The sequence below is a fragment of the Staphylococcus sp. AS1337 genome, assembly GCF_051408735.1.
GTDB classification, from domain to species: domain Bacteria; phylum Bacillota; class Bacilli; order Staphylococcales; family Staphylococcaceae; genus Staphylococcus; species Staphylococcus xylosus_B.
Genome location: NZ_JBOIHZ010000001.1, coordinates 440,608 through 461,574, shown reverse-complemented (window position 1 = coordinate 461,574; position 20,967 = coordinate 440,608). Strand labels below are relative to the sequence as shown.

At 31.6% G+C, this 20,967-nt stretch carries 16 protein-coding genes and 4 pseudogenes; 13 read left to right on the top strand and 7 right to left on the bottom strand.

What is annotated here, in order from left to right; all coding sequences use genetic code 11:
* The first annotated feature begins 129 nt into the window (after positions 1 to 129).
* Positions 130 to 1,428: an alpha-glucosidase/alpha-galactosidase gene (locus ACSUE0_RS02150; protein WP_436955869.1), complete on the top strand. Its 1,299-nt coding sequence runs from the start codon at positions 130 to 132 to the stop codon at positions 1,426 to 1,428.
* A 148-nt stretch (positions 1,429 to 1,576) separates the two neighbouring features.
* A complete protein-coding gene (melB, locus tag ACSUE0_RS02145; protein ID WP_436955867.1) occupies positions 1,577 to 2,947 on the top strand; it encodes a melibiose:sodium transporter MelB in 1,371 nt (456 codons plus the stop codon).
* A 230-nt stretch (positions 2,948 to 3,177) separates the two neighbouring features.
* Here melB and ACSUE0_RS02140 read toward each other — a convergent pair whose 3' ends face one another.
* On the bottom strand, positions 3,178 to 4,539 hold the full coding sequence (locus ACSUE0_RS02140; protein ID WP_436955865.1) for a gluconate:H+ symporter: 1,362 nt from the start codon (positions 4,537 to 4,539) through the stop codon (positions 3,178 to 3,180).
* A 280-nt stretch (positions 4,540 to 4,819) separates the two neighbouring features.
* On the opposite strand from ACSUE0_RS02140, the gene ACSUE0_RS02135 reads away from it, so the two are divergent.
* Positions 4,820 to 5,644: a sugar phosphate isomerase/epimerase family protein gene (locus tag ACSUE0_RS02135; RefSeq protein ID WP_119614424.1), complete on the top strand. Its 825-nt coding sequence runs from the start codon at positions 4,820 to 4,822 to the stop codon at positions 5,642 to 5,644.
* A 73-nt stretch (positions 5,645 to 5,717) separates the two neighbouring features.
* Entirely contained in the window at positions 5,718 to 6,611 is an 894-nt protein-coding gene (locus tag ACSUE0_RS02130) for a 2-hydroxy-3-oxopropionate reductase (protein WP_436955996.1), read from the top strand.
* Positions 6,612 to 7,320: 709 nt separating this feature from the next.
* On the opposite strand, the gene ACSUE0_RS02125 is transcribed toward ACSUE0_RS02130, so the two are convergent.
* The gene (locus tag ACSUE0_RS02125; RefSeq protein WP_119614423.1) at positions 7,321 to 8,361 is read right to left on the bottom strand and encodes an NAD(P)-dependent alcohol dehydrogenase; all 1,041 of its coding nucleotides are present in this window, start codon (positions 8,359 to 8,361) and stop codon (positions 7,321 to 7,323) included.
* A gap of 386 nt (positions 8,362 to 8,747) precedes the next feature.
* Positions 8,748 to 9,302 (bottom strand): annotated as a pseudogene (locus tag ACSUE0_RS02120) (tripartite tricarboxylate transporter permease); the annotation flags it as partial.
* A gap of 258 nt (positions 9,303 to 9,560) precedes the next feature.
* Here ACSUE0_RS02120 and ACSUE0_RS02115 point away from each other — a divergent pair.
* Both ACSUE0_RS02115 and ACSUE0_RS02110 read left to right on the top strand, forming a co-directional pair.
* Positions 9,561 to 9,785 (top strand): hypothetical protein, encoded by a 225-nt coding sequence (locus ACSUE0_RS02115; RefSeq protein WP_119614422.1) that lies wholly within the window; start codon positions 9,561 to 9,563, stop codon positions 9,783 to 9,785.
* 434 nt (positions 9,786 to 10,219) lie between these two features.
* Entirely contained in the window at positions 10,220 to 11,224 is a 1,005-nt protein-coding gene (locus ACSUE0_RS02110; protein WP_119614421.1) for a fatty acid desaturase, read from the top strand.
* Positions 11,225 to 11,876: 652 nt separating this feature from the next.
* Here ACSUE0_RS02110 and ACSUE0_RS02105 read toward each other — a convergent pair.
* From ACSUE0_RS02105 to ACSUE0_RS02090, 4 genes and pseudogenes are all read right to left on the bottom strand, one after another.
* Positions 11,877 to 12,374: pseudogene (locus ACSUE0_RS02105) on the bottom strand (ATP-binding cassette domain-containing protein); the annotation flags it as partial.
* A 101-nt stretch (positions 12,375 to 12,475) separates the two neighbouring features.
* Positions 12,476 to 13,981: an FAD-dependent monooxygenase gene (locus tag ACSUE0_RS02100; RefSeq protein WP_119614915.1), complete on the bottom strand. Its 1,506-nt coding sequence runs from the start codon at positions 13,979 to 13,981 to the stop codon at positions 12,476 to 12,478.
* Positions 13,982 to 14,251: 270 nt separating this feature from the next.
* Positions 14,252 to 14,530: pseudogene (locus ACSUE0_RS02095) on the bottom strand (winged helix-turn-helix transcriptional regulator); the annotation flags it as partial.
* Between the two features lie 90 nt (positions 14,531 to 14,620).
* Positions 14,621 to 14,914 (bottom strand): annotated as a pseudogene (locus ACSUE0_RS02090) (winged helix-turn-helix transcriptional regulator); the annotation flags it as partial.
* Positions 14,915 to 15,052: 138 nt separating this feature from the next.
* Between ACSUE0_RS02090 and ACSUE0_RS02085 the strand changes: the two are divergent.
* The 7 genes from ACSUE0_RS02085 to ACSUE0_RS02055 all read left to right on the top strand — a co-directional run bounded on the left by ACSUE0_RS02085 (position 15,053) and on the right by ACSUE0_RS02055 (position 20,801).
* Positions 15,053 to 16,114, top strand: a complete 1,062-nt coding sequence (locus ACSUE0_RS02085) for an alkene reductase (protein ID WP_436955861.1) — start codon at positions 15,053 to 15,055, stop codon at positions 16,112 to 16,114.
* Between the two features lie 21 nt (positions 16,115 to 16,135).
* A complete protein-coding gene (locus ACSUE0_RS02080) occupies positions 16,136 to 16,681 on the top strand; it encodes a pirin family protein (protein WP_436955859.1) in 546 nt (181 codons plus the stop codon).
* A gap of 17 nt (positions 16,682 to 16,698) precedes the next feature.
* Positions 16,699 to 16,875 carry a hypothetical protein gene (locus ACSUE0_RS02075; protein ID WP_436955858.1) on the top strand — a complete coding sequence of 59 codons (177 nt, stop codon included), beginning with the start codon at positions 16,699 to 16,701 and terminating at the stop codon, positions 16,873 to 16,875.
* A 131-nt stretch (positions 16,876 to 17,006) separates the two neighbouring features.
* Entirely contained in the window at positions 17,007 to 17,900 is an 894-nt protein-coding gene (locus tag ACSUE0_RS02070; RefSeq protein ID WP_436955857.1) for a VOC family protein, read from the top strand.
* Positions 17,901 to 18,067: 167 nt separating this feature from the next.
* The gene (locus tag ACSUE0_RS02065) at positions 18,068 to 19,135 is read left to right on the top strand and encodes a sialidase family protein (protein ID WP_119614912.1); all 1,068 of its coding nucleotides are present in this window, start codon (positions 18,068 to 18,070) and stop codon (positions 19,133 to 19,135) included.
* A 305-nt stretch (positions 19,136 to 19,440) separates the two neighbouring features.
* Complete coding sequence (locus ACSUE0_RS02060; protein ID WP_436955855.1) at positions 19,441 to 19,998, top strand: LysE family translocator; 558 nt, start codon at positions 19,441 to 19,443, stop codon at positions 19,996 to 19,998.
* Between the two features lie 26 nt (positions 19,999 to 20,024).
* Positions 20,025 to 20,801 (top strand): AraC family transcriptional regulator, encoded by a 777-nt coding sequence (locus ACSUE0_RS02055; RefSeq protein WP_119614910.1) that lies wholly within the window; start codon positions 20,025 to 20,027, stop codon positions 20,799 to 20,801.
* The last annotated feature ends 166 nt before the right edge of the window (positions 20,802 to 20,967 follow it).

Genomic DNA, 20,967 nt, shown 5'->3' with positions numbered 1-20,967 from the left:
TGTCCTAAAAATAATGTCTAATCTATACATAAGCTATAGTGATACTAGAAAATTTTCGCTTTAAATTTTTAAAAATAGACGGTATTGAATGATCATTCAGTTTTTAAAGAAAACTAGGGGGCATGATTAATGGACAAAATTACATTTCTAGGCGCAGGAAGTACTGTTTTCGCCAAAAATGTACTAGGCGATTGTATGACAGCAGAAGCATTACAAGGTTTTGAATTTGCTTTATATGACATAGATGAGCAACGATTGCATGATTCAGAAATGATGTTAAATAATTTAAAGAAAACTTTACATTCAAACGTTTCTGTGAGAGCATACCATAATCGTAAAGAGGCATTATCAGGAGCAAAATATATCATAAATGCAATACAAGTGGGCGGATATGATCCTGCTACGATTACTGATTTTGAAATACCAAAAAAATATGGATTAAGACAAACTATTGCTGATACATTAGGTATTGGTGGTATTTTCCGTAATTTAAGAACAATACCAGTAATGCAAGCCTTTGCCAATGATATAAAAGAAGTATGCCCAAATGCTTGGTTTTTAAATTATACAAATCCAATGGCAGTTTTAACTAATATAATGCTAAAAGAAGGTATTAAAACGGTTGGCCTTTGCCATAGTGTACAAGTATGTACAAATGACTTATTAGATTCATTAGATTTGTCGCAAGATAACATACAATCTAAGATTGCTGGAATTAATCATATGGCTTGGTTGCTTGAAATCAAACAAAATGGCAAAGACTTATATCCAGAAATCAAAAAACGTGCCAAAGCAAAACAAAAATCAAAACATGACGATATGGTTCGTTTTGAAATTTTAGATAAATTTGGATTTTATGTTACAGAGTCATCTGAACATAACGCAGAATACCATCCTTACTTCATTAAAAATCTATACCCAGAATTAATCGATGATTATAATATTCCATTAGATGAATACCCTCGTCGTTGCATAAAACAAATAGAAGAATGGTCCCAAATGCGTGATGATATAGTCAATGATCAAAACCTGAATCATCAACGTTCCAACGAATATGGTTCTTATATTATTGAAGCAATGGAAACAAATATACCATTTAAAATTGGCGGCAATGTATTGAACACAGGTGGCTTAATAAGCAATCTACCTGAAAATGCAGTTGTTGAAGTTCCATGTTTAGTTGATGCAAGTGGTGTAGCTCCTACTTATATAGGGGATTTACCAGAACAGCTAGCAGCCTTGAACAGAACAAATATAAACACTCAATTATTAACAATAGAGGCTGCATTAACTAACGATAAATCAAAAATTTATCAAGCTGCTATGTTAGATCCACATACAGCTTCTGAACTATCTATCAACGATATTATCTCACTTTGTGATGATTTAATTGAAGCCCACGGTGATTGGCTGCCACCATATAAATAAACTCATACCAGACCTGTGATTATTCAATTAGATGAGCAGTGTCTGGTTTTTTAAAAATATTTTACTACTAAAATTAAAAAGTTATATATCTAAAAACTTAGGTACTTTGTTCATATAACGACTTAAGTTTTCCTATGAGGTGATTTATTTGGAGCGACAAATAACACGTAAAGAAAAGTATTCATTTGGCATTGGTGCTTTTGGTAAGGATTTAGTTGTTAATCTAATTGGCATATATCTTATGTATTATTTAACAGACATCTTAGGCATTACAGCTGGTTTTGTAGGGACATTATATTTTGCAGCTCGAATTTGGGACGCTATCAATGATCCTATTATGGGTATGATTGTAGATAAAACAAAAACAAAGTGGGGAAAATTTAGACCATGGTTAGTTATTGGTACTATTATCAATTCTTTTGTAACCATTATCTTATTCACAAATTTTGATTTATCTGGCACTAGTCTATATGTATTTGTCACAATAATGTATATTCTTTGGGGCATGACTTACACTATGATGGATGTTCCTTATTGGTCATGGTTACCAAATTTAACTAATAACCCAACCGAACGCGAAGAGGTGTCAGTGATTCCAAGAATCTTTGCGAGCCTAGCTAATTTAATTCTGGGTGCTATCGGTTTAAGCATTGTACTATTCTTGGACAATTTATTTGGAAATGGTGATCAGTCCATTGGCTTTTTAATAGTCACAATCATTATAATTATCTTCTTTATCACAACAATGGGAATTACTGTTCGCAATGTAAAAGAAGCCCCTACAAATATAGACACAGGTATTACATTACGTTTCAAAGACATATGGAGAATATTATTTGCCAACAAAGAACTCTTGAATTATATTGGTATCTTAATCACCTTTTTCTTATGTACACAAATCATTGGAAATGTTCTCATTTATTATTTTAGCTATGTAGCTGAATCCAAGTTCTTATTTGCACTCTATAACGGTATGGGGTTTGTTGAAATTCTTGCTTTGATTATTTTCCCAAGAATTGCAAAATGGATTACAAGGGAACGCATATTTCCTATTGCAACCTGCAGTGTAATATTCGGACTATTGATTTTGCTAGCTGCAAGTTACATTTCACCACAAGCCATATTACCTGTTGTATTAGGTACTACCTTTATCAAAATTGGTACTGGATTCATTATGGGAATAATAACCGTTTCAATAGCAGACGTCATTGATTATAGTGAAATGAAGTTCGGGCAAAGAAATGAAAGTGTTATCACTTCTACTCAGACATTCTTAATGAAAACAGCTATGGCCATTTCCGGTTTAATTACTGGATGGAGTTTAACGCTTTTAGGTTATCAACCGGGCGTTCAACAAAGCGAATTCACAAAAAATGGATTACGTTTCATTATGGTCATACTCCCAATAATTTGTATAATAGCTAGTTTTATCATTTATAAATGGAGTTATAAATTAAAAGGCGCATATATAAAAGATGTGGTAAATGTATTAAACCTGAGAAAAAGTAAAAAAGGATAATCTAATTATCCACTGCGAAATTGATAAACAAAAATTACTGGTCTATAGTACTATATTTAGTGCTTTAGCCACTAATATTCAAAAATCCCCCTTACTATTCAAAATAGTAAGGGGGTTGTGTTGCTAATAATACAATTAACTCGCTACAACTGTAACATTAAATTTGTTGAAAATTTTAAATAACTACACTTTATTATAAAATTTATTTGATCCCTTTAAATCTATACTTATTAAACAACAATATCTAAAATCAAAATAAATCCTAATCCTAATACGGATAATACTGATTCCAGCAACGTCCAGGTTAAAAATGTTTCTTTCATAGTTAAGCCAAAGTATTCTTTAAACATCCAAAATCCTGCGTCATTAACATGTGAAAAGAAGACACTCCCAGCTCCAATTGCAAGTACAATAAGAGAAATATTCACATCCATAGATTGTATTAATGGCAATACAATACCTACTGATGATAGCGCGGAAACGGTCGATGATCCTAAAGCTAATCTCAAAATTGCTGTCGCCAACCATGCCAATATAATTGGAGACATCTCAGTACCGTGGAAAATTTTAGATATGGTGTCACCTACGCCACCATCTATAATAACTTGTTTGAAAACACCGCCTCCACCAATGATCAGCAATAACATAGCAATCGGTGTAATAGCATTTGAAATAGTCGCCATAATTTGGTCAGTAGATTTTTTTCTTCTTATTCCCATCGTATAAACCGCTATAAGAACAGCAATTAACATCGCAGTTGTTGATGAACCAATGAAATAAATAAAGCCTTCAAAACCACCGGCTTTAGCATCCTCATGGCCTGTAATTAATTGAATAATTGTCGCCAACAACATTAAAATAATAGGACTGAGTGCCGTTAATAAACTCAAACCAAAACTAGGTCTATCTTTTACTGCTACTGGTTTCTCTTCGTCAACGCTCATCTGTTTACCTTCCCTAGCAAAAGCTGATGGCACGACTTTATATACAAGTTTGGTAAAAAAAGCGCCCACAATCAATGCCAAAGGTAAACCTATGATAATACCATACATTAATACATGCCCAATATTAGCATTCAATGCTTGTGCTACCGCTACTGGTCCAGGGTGCGGTGGTAAAAAACCATGTGTAATGGCTATCGAAATAGTCATTGGGAGACCAACTTTAAGATTAGAAATATTCATTCGTTTGGCTAATGTAAACACAAGAGGAATAAGTAACACAAACGCTACTTCTAAAAATAGTGAAATGCCTATAATAAATGATGCAATTAACATCGCCCAATTCACATACTTTTCGCCAAAAGTTTCAATTAATTTATCAGCTATTCGAGTTGCGCCACCACCATCTGATAGTAACTTACCTAAAATCGAACCCAAACCAAAAATGATTGCAATACTACCAAGAGTATCCCCCATGCCTTTTTCTACTGTTTCAACGATGTTATCAATTGGAATACCTAAGATGACCCCCGTAAACATAGAAGTCACTATGAGTGATATAAAAGTATTCAATTTGAACCCAATAATTAATATAAGTAAAACTATAACGCCTATAACCACACCAATAAGTGGCCAAATTTCTCCAAACATCCTTATCCCCCACTCTCTTTCACTAAATTTATATTTTATGCTGTAAAACGGCGCCCTAAAGTAAGCGCTTACATATATAGGTGTGATTTTAATATAGTTATTTTATATTTTCAATTAATTTCATTTATTTATTTTTATTTTCGTTTGTTTTCACATTATTATTGACAAAAGTATTATAAATGATAGGGTTGAAATATATTGTTAGCGTTTTCAAAAATTATTTTATTTAACAAAAAACATATTTATATTCAATATACAGTGACTTGTTAGGAGGAAAATAATGACGGTTAATTTTGGATGCCAAGGCTCTACTTGGGTTTTAGACTACGATGAAAAAGCAGATAAAATGGATCAGGTGATACACGATATAGCAAATGCAGGACTTACTGGGGTAGACGTACAAATCAATTTGTTAGGAAAATATGAGAAATCACCACAACTTTTAAAAGAAGCTCTCGACAAAAATAATTTAAAGTTAGCAGCATTAACGGTACCACATGCTTTTGTAGGCGGTCATGCATCTGATAGTGAAAAAGAGATAGATGATTACTTTTTCAATTATCTCAAGCATTTTCCTGGAGCAATTATGAATGTCCCATCAAGAAGTGGAAAAAATAGGGATAATTTATTGCAAAGACAAAAAGAAATTATTACAGGTGCAAATGAACTCGCTAAACATGCTTACGAAGAATATGGTATTACAACTTCATTACACCCAATATCATATGAAACATCTTATTGGAAATTTGAAGAAGATTATAAAGTACTATTTGACGGTCTAGACGGCGGTTATATGGGTTATACACCTGATGCCGGACATATTGCTATGGGTGGTATGAACCCAACAAAAGTATTTGAAGATGCAATTTCACTTATTAAGCATGTGCATTATAAAGATGTTGCAAATCAATCAGAATGGAAAAACATGGGCGCAGGAGATATAAATTTTTCAAAATGTACACAAATTTTGAAAGATAATGACTACAACGGCTGGATAATACTCGAAGATGAAATAGGAGAAGCACATGCAAACACTACCCAAGTGATTAAAGATCTTGGTAACTATGTTCAGAACCATCTTCAACCTATAATCGACGATAAATAGTAGAAGAAATTTTTAATAATGATAATGTTCAGCACGCTATTATCAGTTAGATTAATTGCTAAAATTTATGTATATGGAGGTAATACTTATGAAAGTTGGATTTATTGGCTTAGGTATTATGGGAAAACCTATGGCACTTCACGTTATTAAAAGTGGCTATGAAACATATATTTTTGATTTAAATACAAATGCAGTTGATGAGTTAAAAGCATTAGGTGGCAATCCCTGTAGCTCAAATAGTGAAGTAGCTAAAAATTGCGATGTTATTATAACGATGCTTCCTACATCTAAACATGTTACACAAGTTTTATTTTCTGAGGAAGGCCTTGCGAATAATTGTAAACCAGGAACAATTGTGATAGACATGAGTTCTGTATCAACTGAAGATTCCAGAGCATTCTCAGCTAAGTTGAAACCATTTAATATTCAATTTATGGATGCTCCTGTTAGTGGTGGAGAACCAATGGCACTTGAAGGAAGACTGTCCATTATGGTTGGTGGAGAAGAACATGATTTCGAAAAAGTTCTTCCTTTATTTCAAACAATGGGAGAAAATATAGTTCATTTTGGAGAAAGCGGTACTGGTTCAGCAGCTAAATTGGCAAATCAAATTATTGTCAGTATTAATTTAGCAGGTTTATCAGAAGCTTGTGTTTATGCTAGTAAATCAGGAATAGATTTAAACAAACTCTTTGAAGCAATTAGTGGTGGATTAGCTGGCAGTGCTGTAATGGATGCTAAGATGCCATCTATTATAGAAAGAAATTTTGAACCTGGTGGAAAAATTGAAACAAATTTTAAAGACTTAGGTAATATTCAGCACTCTGCCAATGCTTTAGGAGTGCCACTTCCTGTTACAAATATTGTTAAAGAAATTTTCAGTTCAGAAGTAGCTAATGGTAATAGCAAAAAAGACCACTCTTATATTATTGATTTTTTCGAAAAAATGGCCAACCATCGCGTATAGAATAGCATAACCTAAATTTTTGGAAAGAGGCTTTAAATTTCAATCAAGTCAACTACTCCCCATATAATGATTAATGTTGAGACAATTAATTTGTCTCAACGTTTTTTTATCACTACTTTATATAACTACAAATATTCAACCGTATCAACGTATAATTTATACTTTACTTTTTAGATTATTACTTCAACACAGTGTCCACACATTAATGCACCATCTTAACTAAAAAACCCTACAAAGTTCTCAATGTAAACTGACTACTTTGTAGGGACATATCCATAATTCAAGTTAGGTTTCTTAGCAAATCAATTGTTCTTTATTGATTTTAAGTATAAATACCCACTCTTAAAAATTACTATTTAAGAGAAAATAAATAATCTAAGATCTTTTCCAATAAGTCTGATGCAGTATCTGTATCTGGCATGAAAATCACTCCCAACTATTGTAACGTTATGTTAGCGTTTACTTAAACGCTTATAAGTTAGTATAATAGTAAATTTTAACTTATACAAATTTTTTATATAAAAATTACTTAATACTTATAATTATATAAGCAATTCGACATATTATATAATTATAATTTTCATGCAATCTATAACTTATATGTATAATAATAGCCACCTATTTCAGAACTCTGTCTAAAACAAGCAGCTACTATAATATACTTTTAAATTACTTAAAGTACGTTAGATATCCATTAATTGCAAGTTAATTACATTGTGCTTGTATCGATAACAAAGCGATATTTAACATCAGATGCTAAAACTCTTTCATAAGCTTCATCTATTTGATCAGCTGAAATCATTTCAATTTGAGGTTTGATATTATGTTCAGAGCAGAAGTCTAACATCTCTTGTGTTTCGCGTATACCTCCTATAGCTGATCCAGCAAATGATCTACGGTGACCAATTAAATTTGCAACTCTTAATGAGATTGGTTCCGCTGGTGCCCCAACGTTAACAATTGTACCGTCTAATGTAAGCAATTTAAGATAATCATCTAATTGCAAGTTTGCACTTACTGTATTGATAATTAAGTCAAAAGTTTTTGGCAGTTGCTCAAATGTAGATTCATCACTTGTTGCATAGTAATGTGTTGCACCTAATTTTAAACCATCTTCTTTTTTATTTAACGTTTGTGATAATACAGTAACTTCTGCCCCCATAGCATTTGCAATTTGAACAGCCATGTGTCCTAAACCGCCCATACCGATGATTGCTACTTTTTTACCTTCACTTGCTTTCCAATGATTTAAAGGTGAATAAGTAGTAATACCCGCACAAAGTAATGGAGCTGCAGCATCTAAACCGATATTATCAGGAATACGTAATACAAAATCTTCATGTACTACAATATGTGTTGAATAACCGCCTTGTGTCGGTTCACCATATCTATCCGTACCTGCGTACGTGCCAACCATTCCTTTTAGACAATATTGTTCTTCGCCGTTTTGACAATTTTCGCATTCGCCACAAGAATCAACCATGCAACCAACACCGACACGATCATCTACTTCGTACTTACTCACTTCTGACCCAACTTCTTTAACAATACCTGCAATTTCATGACCTGGCACTAGTGGATAGTAAACTGGCCCCCACTCACCATGTGCAGTATGAATATCAGAATGACATATACCTGCGTATTTAATCTCAATTAATACATCATGTGTATCAAGATCACGTCTTTTAATTTCTGTAGCATGAAAATTCGAATCCGGCCCGTTAACCGCTCTAGCTTTAGCATTAACCATAAAATAATTCCTCCAGTACTTATCCTATTTGAAGACTTTCCACCAACTTCTTCACCTAATATCATAGCGCTTAGAGTTAACTCTAGTCTAAAAAACAGCCTATACATTAAGAAGTAATCATTCACACTATATAACTAGGAATTTCAACTTATTTGCATATGTACTTAAATTCAAAAGCTTTTAAAAATTATTAAAGTTTATCAACCTATATTTATCACTATACATCTATACCAAAAAACACATTAAAAAGAGTAGAATGAGAATCATATTACTCAAATACGATTCTCATTCTACTCAATAAAACAATCAAATAATTAATCTACACTTACTAAATAACGAAAATAATTTCAGTTTAGATTCATAGTTTTAACCCATCTATTTCCAAATTATATTTTTAATTTTGCTTTTTTAAATCCTTTTATAATCAGTGGATAGAACAATGCTAAAATTGTCATTAATAATAATACAATACTTATCGGTGACCCTATAAATATATCTAATATATTATTATTACTTACTATTAAACTTTTACGAAAGTTTTGTTCCATATCTGACCCAATTATGGAAGATAAGATTAAAGGCGCGATTGGTAAATCTAATAATTTCCTTACTAAGCCAATAACACCCAAGATAATTAAAATATAAAAATCAATTACGCTGTAACCTAATGTATATGTACTGATAAATGCAAGTACTAAAATAATTGGATATAGAACTTTAGGTGGTGTACGTAAAATGTTTAATATAACTAAAAAATATTACCGATAAACATACTATTAACAAGGGTCCATATCATTTCAGGTTCATTTTCAAATAATAATGGTCCTGGCTGTAAGCCTAACATCACCACAGCTCCTAATATAACAGCTGTGGTTCCAGATCCTGGTACCCCCCATTGTTAATAAGGGAATCAAAGCACCGACTGATGCAGAGTTATTGTTATTTTTACAATGTATTACTACACTGTGTTATAATAGAAATAAGCAAAATAAATGAAATGCGTACTAATGAAATAAATTAAAAAGATAATGAGAAATTAATTGACTTATTAATACTAAACGCTCGGGAAAATACCAACTCAAAAGGTAATCATGCTTTGATTATTATAAAAAAGAAATGTTAAGCCGAATTAAATAAAAAAATGAGACACCTAAATCATTAGGTGTCTTTGCTATTCTAATAATAAGGAGCAAAAATTTATGAAAGCAAAAAACCAACAACCCTATATCTTAGGTGATGATCTAGAATCAAGAGAAGAAGTCGAAGTACACGAGCAAAGAATTAAAGAATTAGAAGAATATAATGGACAAGAGGATAAAAGTTATAATAGTAAAATCATTATTTTCACAAGTATATTGCTATTTACATTAACAATCATTTTCTATGTTGTTAGACAGGCAAATAAAAATAATACTTTAAGATAAACAACGATTAAAAACAAACTAATTTTATTTTTAAAAGAATTTGGATCTTATTGTAGTCATAACACAAAATTTTATGTACCAAACAATTGTAATAATCAAAGAATTTGTTGCTGAAATTATTAAGGGACTTCTTATTGAATAGGAAGTCTCTTTTAATATATTTTCTTTACTATTAAAAGAAGTCACTAATATTCCTTGTTTATTTCCTACTCTTAAAGGGAAAAATAATTAAAATTGTTAAGTGAAGTTTTGAAAGATGGATTTTTGCTATATTAGCACTTAATAATTTTTCTAGAAAGGTAAATATAACAAGGATAAATAACAAAGTTGAAAATATATTGATAACAAACCATTCTTAACTTTAACAGTAAAGCATACAATAGATTAATCGCGTTGTACTTATCGCAAGTAAATAAGAGAAAGGAAAGGAATTTATGGAAAAAGAAAAAAAGAATTTATTAAAAACAGTAAAGCCTTTTGCAGGCTCAAATTCCCAAAAAAGCACAATTCAAATTATAGGCACTTTGCCTCCGCTATTTGTTCTTCTTACTATAGCCGTGTTTTTATTTTACGTTCATTGGTCTTTAGCAATATTATGCAGCGTCGTTGCTTCTTGCTTTTTGATTAGGACATTTATTATATTTCATGATTGTTGTCACGGGTCTTATTTGAAAAAGAAAAAGCATAACGATTTGCTTGGAAATATTACCGGACTAATGACATTTTTCCCGTATACAAAATGGCGCCGTGAACATATGGCGCATCACGCTGGGAGTGGCAATTTAGAAAAACGTGGTATCGGAGATATTTGGGTGATGACAGTTGAAGAATATCGAGAGTCTTCACGTATAGACCGTTTAGCATATCGTGTTTATCGGAATCCTTTTGTTATGTTCGTTTTAGGTCCTTTTTTCTTAGTCTTCATTTCAAATCGTTTTAACTCAAAAAAGGCTAAACAGAAAGAACGTCTTAACACTTGGGCGCATAATATACTATTAGTTGTATTACATGGATCGTTAATCTATCTCTTGGGCCCGGCTGCATATTTTGCCGTGTTTGTACCTATGGTTTTTATTTCAGGTATGGCAGGGATATGGCTATTTTATATCCAGCACACTTTTGAAGATTCTTATTTCGAGGAACCCTCAGAATGGGATTTTGTCAAAGCGTCTATCGATGGTAGCTCATTTTATAAGTTACCTAAGATCTTGCAATGGGTTACAGGCAACATTGGTTATCACCATGTACACCATTTAAATCCAGGAATCCCAAATTATTCTTTAGAAACAACACATAATAATGTTACTCCTTTACACCATGCGACTTCAATAACATTTAAAGAGAGTTTGGCATCGCTAAAATATAAACTATATGATGAAAAACGTAAGCGTTTTATTACGTTTAGAGAATTTTCCCAAAAGTATAATTTTTCGGGATAAATATTGGTATTATAAAAAAGCGTTGGAGAATAGCGATGAGAATTTTGCAAAGCAAATTCCGTCAATATTATTGAGTGATATTGACGGAAGCCATTTAAAAACACATTATTAAAAAGTAACATTATTAAGACGAAATTTGATTTTAAAATGATTAAGACACTTACAAACGTTTGTAAGTGTCTTAATTATAGTCGTAGTTAAAAAAACTAATTGTAAAATATAATGAAAAACTACAGGGAAGTGAATTGAGTAATTACACATCATTAATTAATGACTATTTAAAAATAAAATGGAAAAATTAAAGCGAGAAAATTATACAATAAAAATGTGTTATAAAAAGTGTAAAAACAACCCTTTTCCTTCTAAATTCTTATAAATTACTATTATGTTAACTTTTTAATCTCTTTCTTTTACATGAGAAAATATATAAAACACTTCACAAATAAATGTGAAGTGTTTTTCTTAATCTTTTTAACTTTTTAAAGAAAAAATAAAAAACTAACTGTATTGAATAGCTTATACTAAAATATAATTATTTTGTAGTATAACTTTTGCTTGTAATTTGGCCACCGCCAACAATAACATCTTTATCTTGAAATGCTTCATTATTAAAGAATCGAGATAAAATATCTTTCACTCCTTCTTCGATACGCTCTTGTGCTTCTAATATTTTAATGTCTAAAAATTAATTGGCTCATCTAAAATTAACATATTCGCTTTAGTTGAAAATGATACCGCTAACGATAATTTCGTTCTTTCGCCGCCGCTCAAAACTTTACAAGAAGGCTCAAGAGCTTCATTTAAACCCAAGTAAACCCAAGTTATTTAATATAGCTCTACCGAATGATTCGGATGAATCAGTTTCGTCCATTAAATATTGTAATAAAGTAACATCACGCATTTCTTCATAAGCAAGCTGACGATAATAAGCCATTTGTACTTTAGGAGAACAATCAATACCTCTATTTGGTGGTAAATCGTTTCCAATAAAGTTGTCTTACCTACTCCATTAGCACCTACTAGTGCTATATTTTTTCCATATGCTTAGCTTGTTTTTGGGCGGCTTTTCAACCAATCCTTTTTGTTTTGATGATACTTGTGCCATCTGTTGTGCCTGATTTCGTTTAGCTTTACTAGCTTGGGACAACCTTTATTTTTCATTTATATAGTATAGAAAAGTAGTCCTTAATAAATGAAAAAGGTAAGCACAATTTAATTATTGTGCTTCTCTTTTTGTTTCTCATAAATTATTTAGTTTAATCGACGAATATTATAATAGTGAATCATATTTTTTACTGGTTCGAGATTTTGATTATCTGTTGCCACTGAAATGTAACCATCTGGACGAATTAAAAAAACTGAATTAGATTTAATCCCTTTCGCTTGTATTGAACGAGACCAAGCCACGTTATATAAAGGGATACCTGTTTTAAACGCTAAAGTTTCAACCTTGTGATTAGCTTCACCATACACATGAATTTGCCAATCTAACGACTTTAAGGGGGCAAAATTATCAAACTTATCAGTGTGAACCCATGGTAAACGATCACCACCTTTTATCTTCCTACACGTCCCGTCACTTAAATTGCTTTCGTGGTAATTAATTCTAATTTGAGAAACCGTTTTAAATAATAAATTTTTGAAGGTTCTAAAATGTAACAAGCGTGGTGCAAAGAAAGGAATTACTAAATTTTTAACATAACGATTATTGGTCATTAGTTGAAAAGCTTTGTCTGTAGTATGCACTAAAGTTTGAGCAAATTTTATGCGCTCAGGCTCATACGTGTCTAATAATGTTGACGAGGCTTTGTTTTTCATAACTGCGGCTATTTTCCAAGATAAATTTAAAGCATCACTGATTCCTGTATTCATACCTTGTCCCCCAGCTGGACTATGGATATGTGCAGCATCTCCACATATAAAAACACGACCTTCTCTAAATTTATCAGCAACACGATGATGTACACGATATAAAGAGTACCAATTTACTTTATTTATTTTCACTGATAATATACTTTGTGCATATGGGATAAGCGGAGTGAAATTTTTGGGGCTATGACCGTCAATTTTATATTGCTCAGGCACTACACCAATAAGTCTGACTTGTCCTGTTGTTCTGACCGGAAATCCTACACAAAAATAATCATCATGAAAACCGATAGCGCCGCCTTTAAAGGGAACATCATTCTCTACGTCAGCAACAAAGAATGTTTGTGGGTATGTCCCGCCTGGGAAACTAATACCTAAAGATTCCCTAACTATACTACTTGCGCCATCACATCCACAAACGTATGCAAACGTTTCAGTTAATTTGCCATCTAATGTATTAATAGTGGATTCTACAACATCTTCACCATCACTGAAGTCTACTAATTCTTGCCCCCAATAAACTTTATGACCTAACTTATTGAGTTCCTCAACTAAGATTTTCTCGTGGACATCCTGAGGTAACGTCAATATATATGGAAACGGACTCATACCCTTACCAATTTCACCAACGGGTGCTTCAGCCACGTTGCGTTTATTTTTATATATATTAAAAGTATTGACTGTTATACCTTTTTCAGTAACTTTATCTGCAAAACCAAACTGTTGATAGAACTCTAGTACCCTTGCTTGAATAACCATTGCTCTTGACTCAGTACCAGGGCCGTCGTTTTTATCTATAATTCTAAATGGGATTCTTTGGTTACTTAATGAAATAGCTAAAGCTAAACCACTAGGACCAGCGCCAACTATTAATACTTCATTATTCATAACTATCACTCCTATAATAAAATATATATTCTCTAACACCATTTCTTTAATTTCTTAAATGATTTCATAACGGCCGTCTAGGTTAGCGGGGTTCACAGCTACAGCTTAAATTTTAATAAAGTTTTCATTTTCTTTTTAGGTATTGGTTTTTAGCCTGAGCTAATTGTAGCTCTCACTCCTAATTTTAATTACATAACTAATTTCATTAAGACATGTATCCACCAAATATGTTTAATTAACCTATGATAGTATACTGGTTGATAAATAATTTTAAATGGGCATGTTGGTATTTGGTTTATCAATGTGCTTGAGACCCCATTTTGATAACTCTAATAAAACAGGTTCTAATGTTCTACCATAATTGGTCAATGAATAAACAACCTTAGGTGGGACCTGGTTATATACTTTTCGATCTATTATACCTTCGGCTAATAATTCATGAAGTTGGTTAGTCAACATTTGTCTATTTATAGAAGGTATATTTTTTAAAAACTCATTAAACCTTCTATCATTTTCCAACAATTCTAATATAATAATTGTTTTCCATTTCCCTACAATAAGGTTAATAGTTGTTAGTGCTTGGCATGTATAACCTGGATTATCTTCATCTGTTATTATTTTATGTTTATTAGGCGATATATGTTTTTTTCCCCAACTATTCATATGATCTAAAACAGGTCCCAATAAAGCCCCATACTCAGTTATCGAGTATTCAACCTTAGGTGGAATTTGTTCATAAACTTTCCGATTAATAATACCATCTTCTTCAAGTTCTCTTAAACGTAACGTCAACATTCTTTTATTAATATCTGGTATGAGCTTTTGCAATTCACTGTATCTTAAAGTTCCTTTATCTAATAATTGATAAATGATAATAGGCTTCCATTTTGCTACAAAGATTTCTAAAGTTTTTTGCAATTCCTTATATTCCATATTGTCACCATCCTATTAAACCTTTGTATATATAATAGTCTAATAATTGTTCCTATGTAAAATAATTATCCCTACTTACATTATTTCAATGTTTGATTAATAATATGGTTAGTTAAACAAAGTAGGAGGTACAGTAATATGAATAATTTATGGAATAGTATACAAATCGGTGAAATGACTTTAAATCATCGTTTAGCTTTATCACCGATGACTAGAAGTAGAGCTTATAATGATGGTGTACCAAATAAATCTGCAGCTAAATATTATAGTCAACGTGCTTCGTTAGGTTTATTAATTACAGAAGGGACACAACCTTCTGATGATGGTCAAGGATACATGAACTCACCAGGAATTTATAATCAAGCACATATAGATGGTTGGAAAAAAGTTACAGATGCTGTGCATAAAGAAAATGCTTATTTATTTATACAGTTGATGCATACTGGACGTATTGCACATCCAGATAATTCAATACACCATCGCCAACCTGTAGCACCTTCAGCTGTGAAACCTGATGTTGAAATGCATACCGCAGAAGGTAAAAAACCGATTCCAACTCCAAGAGAACTTAGTAATTCAGAAATTAAGGCAATTGTTGATGAATTTAGACATGCAGCAGCCTCTGCTATAGCAGCTGGAGCTGATGGTATCGAGATACATGGTGCTAACGGTTATCTTGTTCATCAATTTCTTGGTGATAATACAAATTTGAGAAAAGACGAATATGGTGGTTCTATTGAAAATCGGGCTCGTTTTGCGATTGAAGTAACAAAAGCGATTGTTGATGAGATTGGAGCTTCTAAAACGGGATTTCGTATATCACCTAATGTTCCATTAGGCGATATTGATGAAGGTGATAATGGAGAAGATCTATATCGTTATTTTGTTAAAGAACTAGATAAAATGGGATTGGCATACCTGCATGTGATGCATACAGGTAATGAAAGTCTATTAAAAGATATTAGAAAAATATGGTCAAATCCATTACTTGTAAATCGAGGTGGTAGATCAGTAAATGAAATTAGTAGAGATATTGATGAAGGGTTAGCGGATGTTGCTCCTTTAGGTACTTTTGCACTTGCAAATCCAGATATTGTTAAACGCTTGCAAAAAGGTTTACCTTTAAATGATCCAAACCCACAAAAATTTTATGGTGGTAATGAAGAAGGTTACACTGATTATCCTTTTATTGAAGAATAACTTTTGAAAGGTTGGTTTAATATGAATATATTAAAAAAAGAACAAGTTTTCCCTCAAGGCAATCAAATGTTTTCTATAAAACTTATTAGACCGGCGTTAATATGGCAAAACCCAGAATTGGATGACTTTGCCTTTGGTCCTTTGAGTAGAATTGATCATGCAAATTTAGCAGAAGGCGCACTGGTTCGTATGCACGAACACGTTAATGATGAAATATTAAGCTATATATGGAAAGGAAATATGTTGCATGAAGATTCAACAGGAGAAAAAGTGATAATTTCACCTGCCAAACATATGATGATGGGCGCAGGTAAAAGTTTTTTTCATGAAGAATCAACACCAAAAGGTTCAATAGAGATGCTTCAAATATTCATTAGACCGAGAGAAAAAGACCTAGAACCAGAAGTTCAATTTTCAAATGTTGAAATAAATAGTAATAACGATTGGAATTTAGTTGCTGGTCCAGAAAAAATTAATCCCCCTTTAATAATTAGACAAAATGTAATTGTAATGGATTATCATGGTAAAAAAATGATGTTATTGAAGTGCCTCAATATGAAGGTATGACACCATGATTGTATGTGATGGATGGTAATATTGATATTTCTAATAATATTCTCGAAAAAGGAGAAGCTATTACAACTGAAAATAATAATTTTTCAGAGATTAAGTTATTAAAAGACACGTCATTGGTATTATTCTTAGTAGATTTAAATGCACCTATGACACTTGCTGGGAATTTTAGTGGTGTAACAAGATAAAGAAGAATCGATATTAATAAATTACAATAATAGAAAAATTGGTTATATGAGTCTTCATTAGTGGATGTAAACTGGGCGTTCCAAAATGAATTGATTTAAAACAATTTACCAGCACACTGGAGGAATAATAAATGTTTGAGATTGTACGCTTAGTTAATGTAACTTTGAATACAAATGATATTGAAAAGATGCAGGATTATTATACTCGTGTTATCGGTATGTATCATATAGAAACTGATAAAGATATGAATCGTTATCTTAGTTTTGGAGTAGATCATCACAATTTAACTTTGAAACCCACTAAAAGTAATTTTGGGTTCCAAAGCTTATCTTTTGAAATAGCAACGGATAATAGCTTTAAAACTATTATTCAATATTTTCATGATAACAATATTGCAGCACATATTAAATATAATGAAGAATACAATGTACCTGAACTTATAGAATTATCAGACCTTGATGGTCATTTAATTCATCTTTTTTTAGAAAGTCCTAAAACAAACATTGATTATAAAAATGAAGGTATTAGCCCTGATAAACTAGGTCATATCGCATTTACTGTCGATGACGTTGAACAAACGGTTGAATTTTATGAAACGTTTTTAGGGTTTAAAGTCTCAGATTGGATGGATGATTTCTTTTGTTTCATGAGATGTAATCAAGACCATCATACAGTGAATTTTATTGAATCTAAAAAAACACAAAAAATGCATCATTTGGCATTTGAACTTAAAGATGCAGCACATATTATTACTAGTAATGATTTACTTTATAAAAATAATAAATCTTTAATTTGGGGTCCAGTAAGACATGGTATAGGGCATAATATATCTACTTACCATAATGATCCAGAAGGAAATAAAATCGAACTATTTACAGAATTAGATATTATTAATGAAAAACAAGGCGCTTTTGAGCCACGTTTAGTGCATGACAGCAACCCACAAAAACCCAAAGTTTGGAAAAATACGGATGATGCAGCAAATTTATGGGGCACACCGCCACCAGAAGGATTTATGGATTAATATTTTAAAATGAAAAATTTGTGGAAAGAAGTCTTTTATAAGGCTTCTTTCTAATTTTTAGAGAAAAACATCCTATTGATGGATATAATACCAAAAATTTTTTTGATAACATTGTTTTTAAGGTTTAATTTGAAAATTTCACCTCAAAAAAGAAAGGATGATTCAATATGAAAAAATTTTTTCTAGGGTTAGAAGATGAATTATTAATGGTAACAGAAACAAGAAATGACCATGATTCAACTAGCCATTTAAAAGGTACACAACCCACTGATCTAGTCGTGAATCATCAAAATAGAAACCAAATTTTTTGTGGAACATATGGAAATGGTTTATGGAAAAGTGAAGACGGCGGGGAAAGCTGGTTTGCTATAGGTCAAGTTAATAATTATCATGAACCAAATAAAGGAAAGGGAATCAAATCTGCATATATCACATCACTAGCCATTGACGATACAGATGGAACTCTATACGTTGGTACAGAACCAAGTGAACTTTATTATTCTCAAGATGGCGGACTTACGTTTACAGAATTTAAAGCGATTCAAAACTTACCGTCTAAACCATTTTGGCAATTTCCACCACGTCCATACACTAATCACGTTCAAAGTATTGCTCCTAGTTATTCAAATAACAAGGGGTTAAATGTAGCTATTGAATTTGGCGCCTTTATCTATACTACAGATTTTGGTCAAACATGGAATGACAGACCATTTTTAAGCCCTAAAGACACACACACGTTACTTGCTCATTCACTTGCACCCGGAAGATTATATGCAGCATGTGGTGATGGCTTTTTGGATTCTAGTAGTGCGTATGCAGAAAGTGAAAATGATGGCAAAGTATGGAAATATATGAGTAAAGGATTAGAAGCTCATCCCTACCTTTATAGCATGGCTATTGATCCCGAAAATCCTGATGATCGGTTTGTTTCAGCTTCAGAAAGTCCTATGAAGGCACACTTTAAAGATGACGAAAAGCACAAGCGTTATTCCACAATCTATAGAAAAATTGATGAAGAACCATGGAAAGAAATATCAGAAAATCTTCCAGTAAATGGGAGTTTTATCTATGAACTTGCAACAGACATAACAGAAAGTGGTGTTGTTTACGCTTTTAATAATCATGGTTTATTCAGGTTAAAGATTGAAAATTATAAATGGGAACGTATAGAAATTGAATGGAAAGAAAAATATATGACACAACATCCATCCTTTTTAGTAGTAACTTCTGTGTGATTATTAGATTATTTAAAACAATAGTTATTAAGACGATATTAGATTTGAAACGATTAAGAGACTTCTTTCTTAAAGAAGTCTCTTTTATTGTATCTTCTGATAACCACTACATAGTATCCATCAAAATGTAAAAAATTTTCAGAGTTTTCTTTATCTTTTTAATTTATAAGAGAGAATTTGTTACGCATTGAGGTAAGTACATTTTTATCGCAATAATTTACTATATATTTCTATTCATTTGTATTATTCTTTCTAATTATGAATCATAAAAGAAAGGTTGTATAACAATGAATATTTTGTCCTTTTTGTTTTATACGTTTCTAGTCACTGCAACGCCAGGACCAACAAATATTGATATATTAAATACAATAAAAAGTAAAGGGAGACCTGCAAGTGTAAAATATACGTATGGAGCTATAATAGCTTTTATAGTTTTACTGATTATTTCTACAATTTTAAACACTCTATTATCTCAAATTATGCCTAGTATATTATTTATTATGAAATTTATTGGTAGCCTATACATGTTATATTTAGTCTACACATTATTCAAAATCCATAATAATAATGAATCAAATAAAAACATAGGGTCATTCAAATCAGGGTTTACCTTACAGTTTTTAAACCCCAAAGTTATTACTTTTACAATGACTGTTATACCTACTTTTGTCTTAAAAAATTATAATTCTATCTTTACTATCTCTATTTTTGTAATTATCATTTCAATCATAGCACTATTTTCATTTAGTCTTTGGGTCTTATTTGGATTACTATTACAAAGTTTTTTACAGAGATATGAATTACTCGTTAATATGATTATGGCTATATTCTTAATATACGCAGCAGTTATGGTATGGATTTAAAATATTTGATTTGGAGGTGCGTTTTGATGAACGAATTTACATTTAAAAATGCTATTAATATTACTGCACTACATGCAAAAATGGACGATTTTATTTACCAAAAACATTCACATCAAGAGTACGCGATAGGCGTAACGCTAAAAGGTTATCAATCCTACCACTTAAATGGGCAAAAACAATTATCTCGTCCTAGTGGCATTATGTTTTTTAATCCAGAAGAAGAGCATGATGGTATGTCATATAATGACCAAACCTTAGAATATGTCATGCTCTACATTAAGCCAGATCAACTACTAGAAGCCACGACTTTAAAACAATTAGTCCACTTCCAAGATTCTATTATTTATAATAAAAAGATTGAACAAAATGTGCTTCATTTAACTCATGCTATTTTCAACGGACAAACAGATAATATATGCTATGAATACTTTCAAAATTTAACTGATAGCATATATGTAGATACAAATTATCAGCATTTAAAAAATGATAATAGTAAATTAAAAATAGCTAAACAAGTCATCAAAAGTAGTCTAGTTCAAAATTTTAATTTAGAAAAAATTAGCAAAGAATTAAACATGTCTAAATATCAATTTATACGCTTTTTTAAAAAATATATGAGAATCACACCTTATCAGTACTATATGAATTATAAGGTGGAATTAGCCAAGCATATTATTGAATCACATAAAGATATATATTGGGCGGTCTCAGAATGTGGCTTTGTAGATTTAACGCATCTAAATAAGTGCTTTAAACACCGTTATGGAGTGACTGCATATCAGTTTATGTCCAAATTAAAATAAATTACTAAAAATGACCTTATTCAAAGGTCTTAAATAGAACAGAATTTTAATTTAGAATAATTAAGAGATTCCGTATTAAATTTGATAGTACTTTACAATTTCATGTTGCCGTTTAGACGGCTTTCTTTGTGTTAGAACCACGATAAATTCATCAAGAGAGGATGGC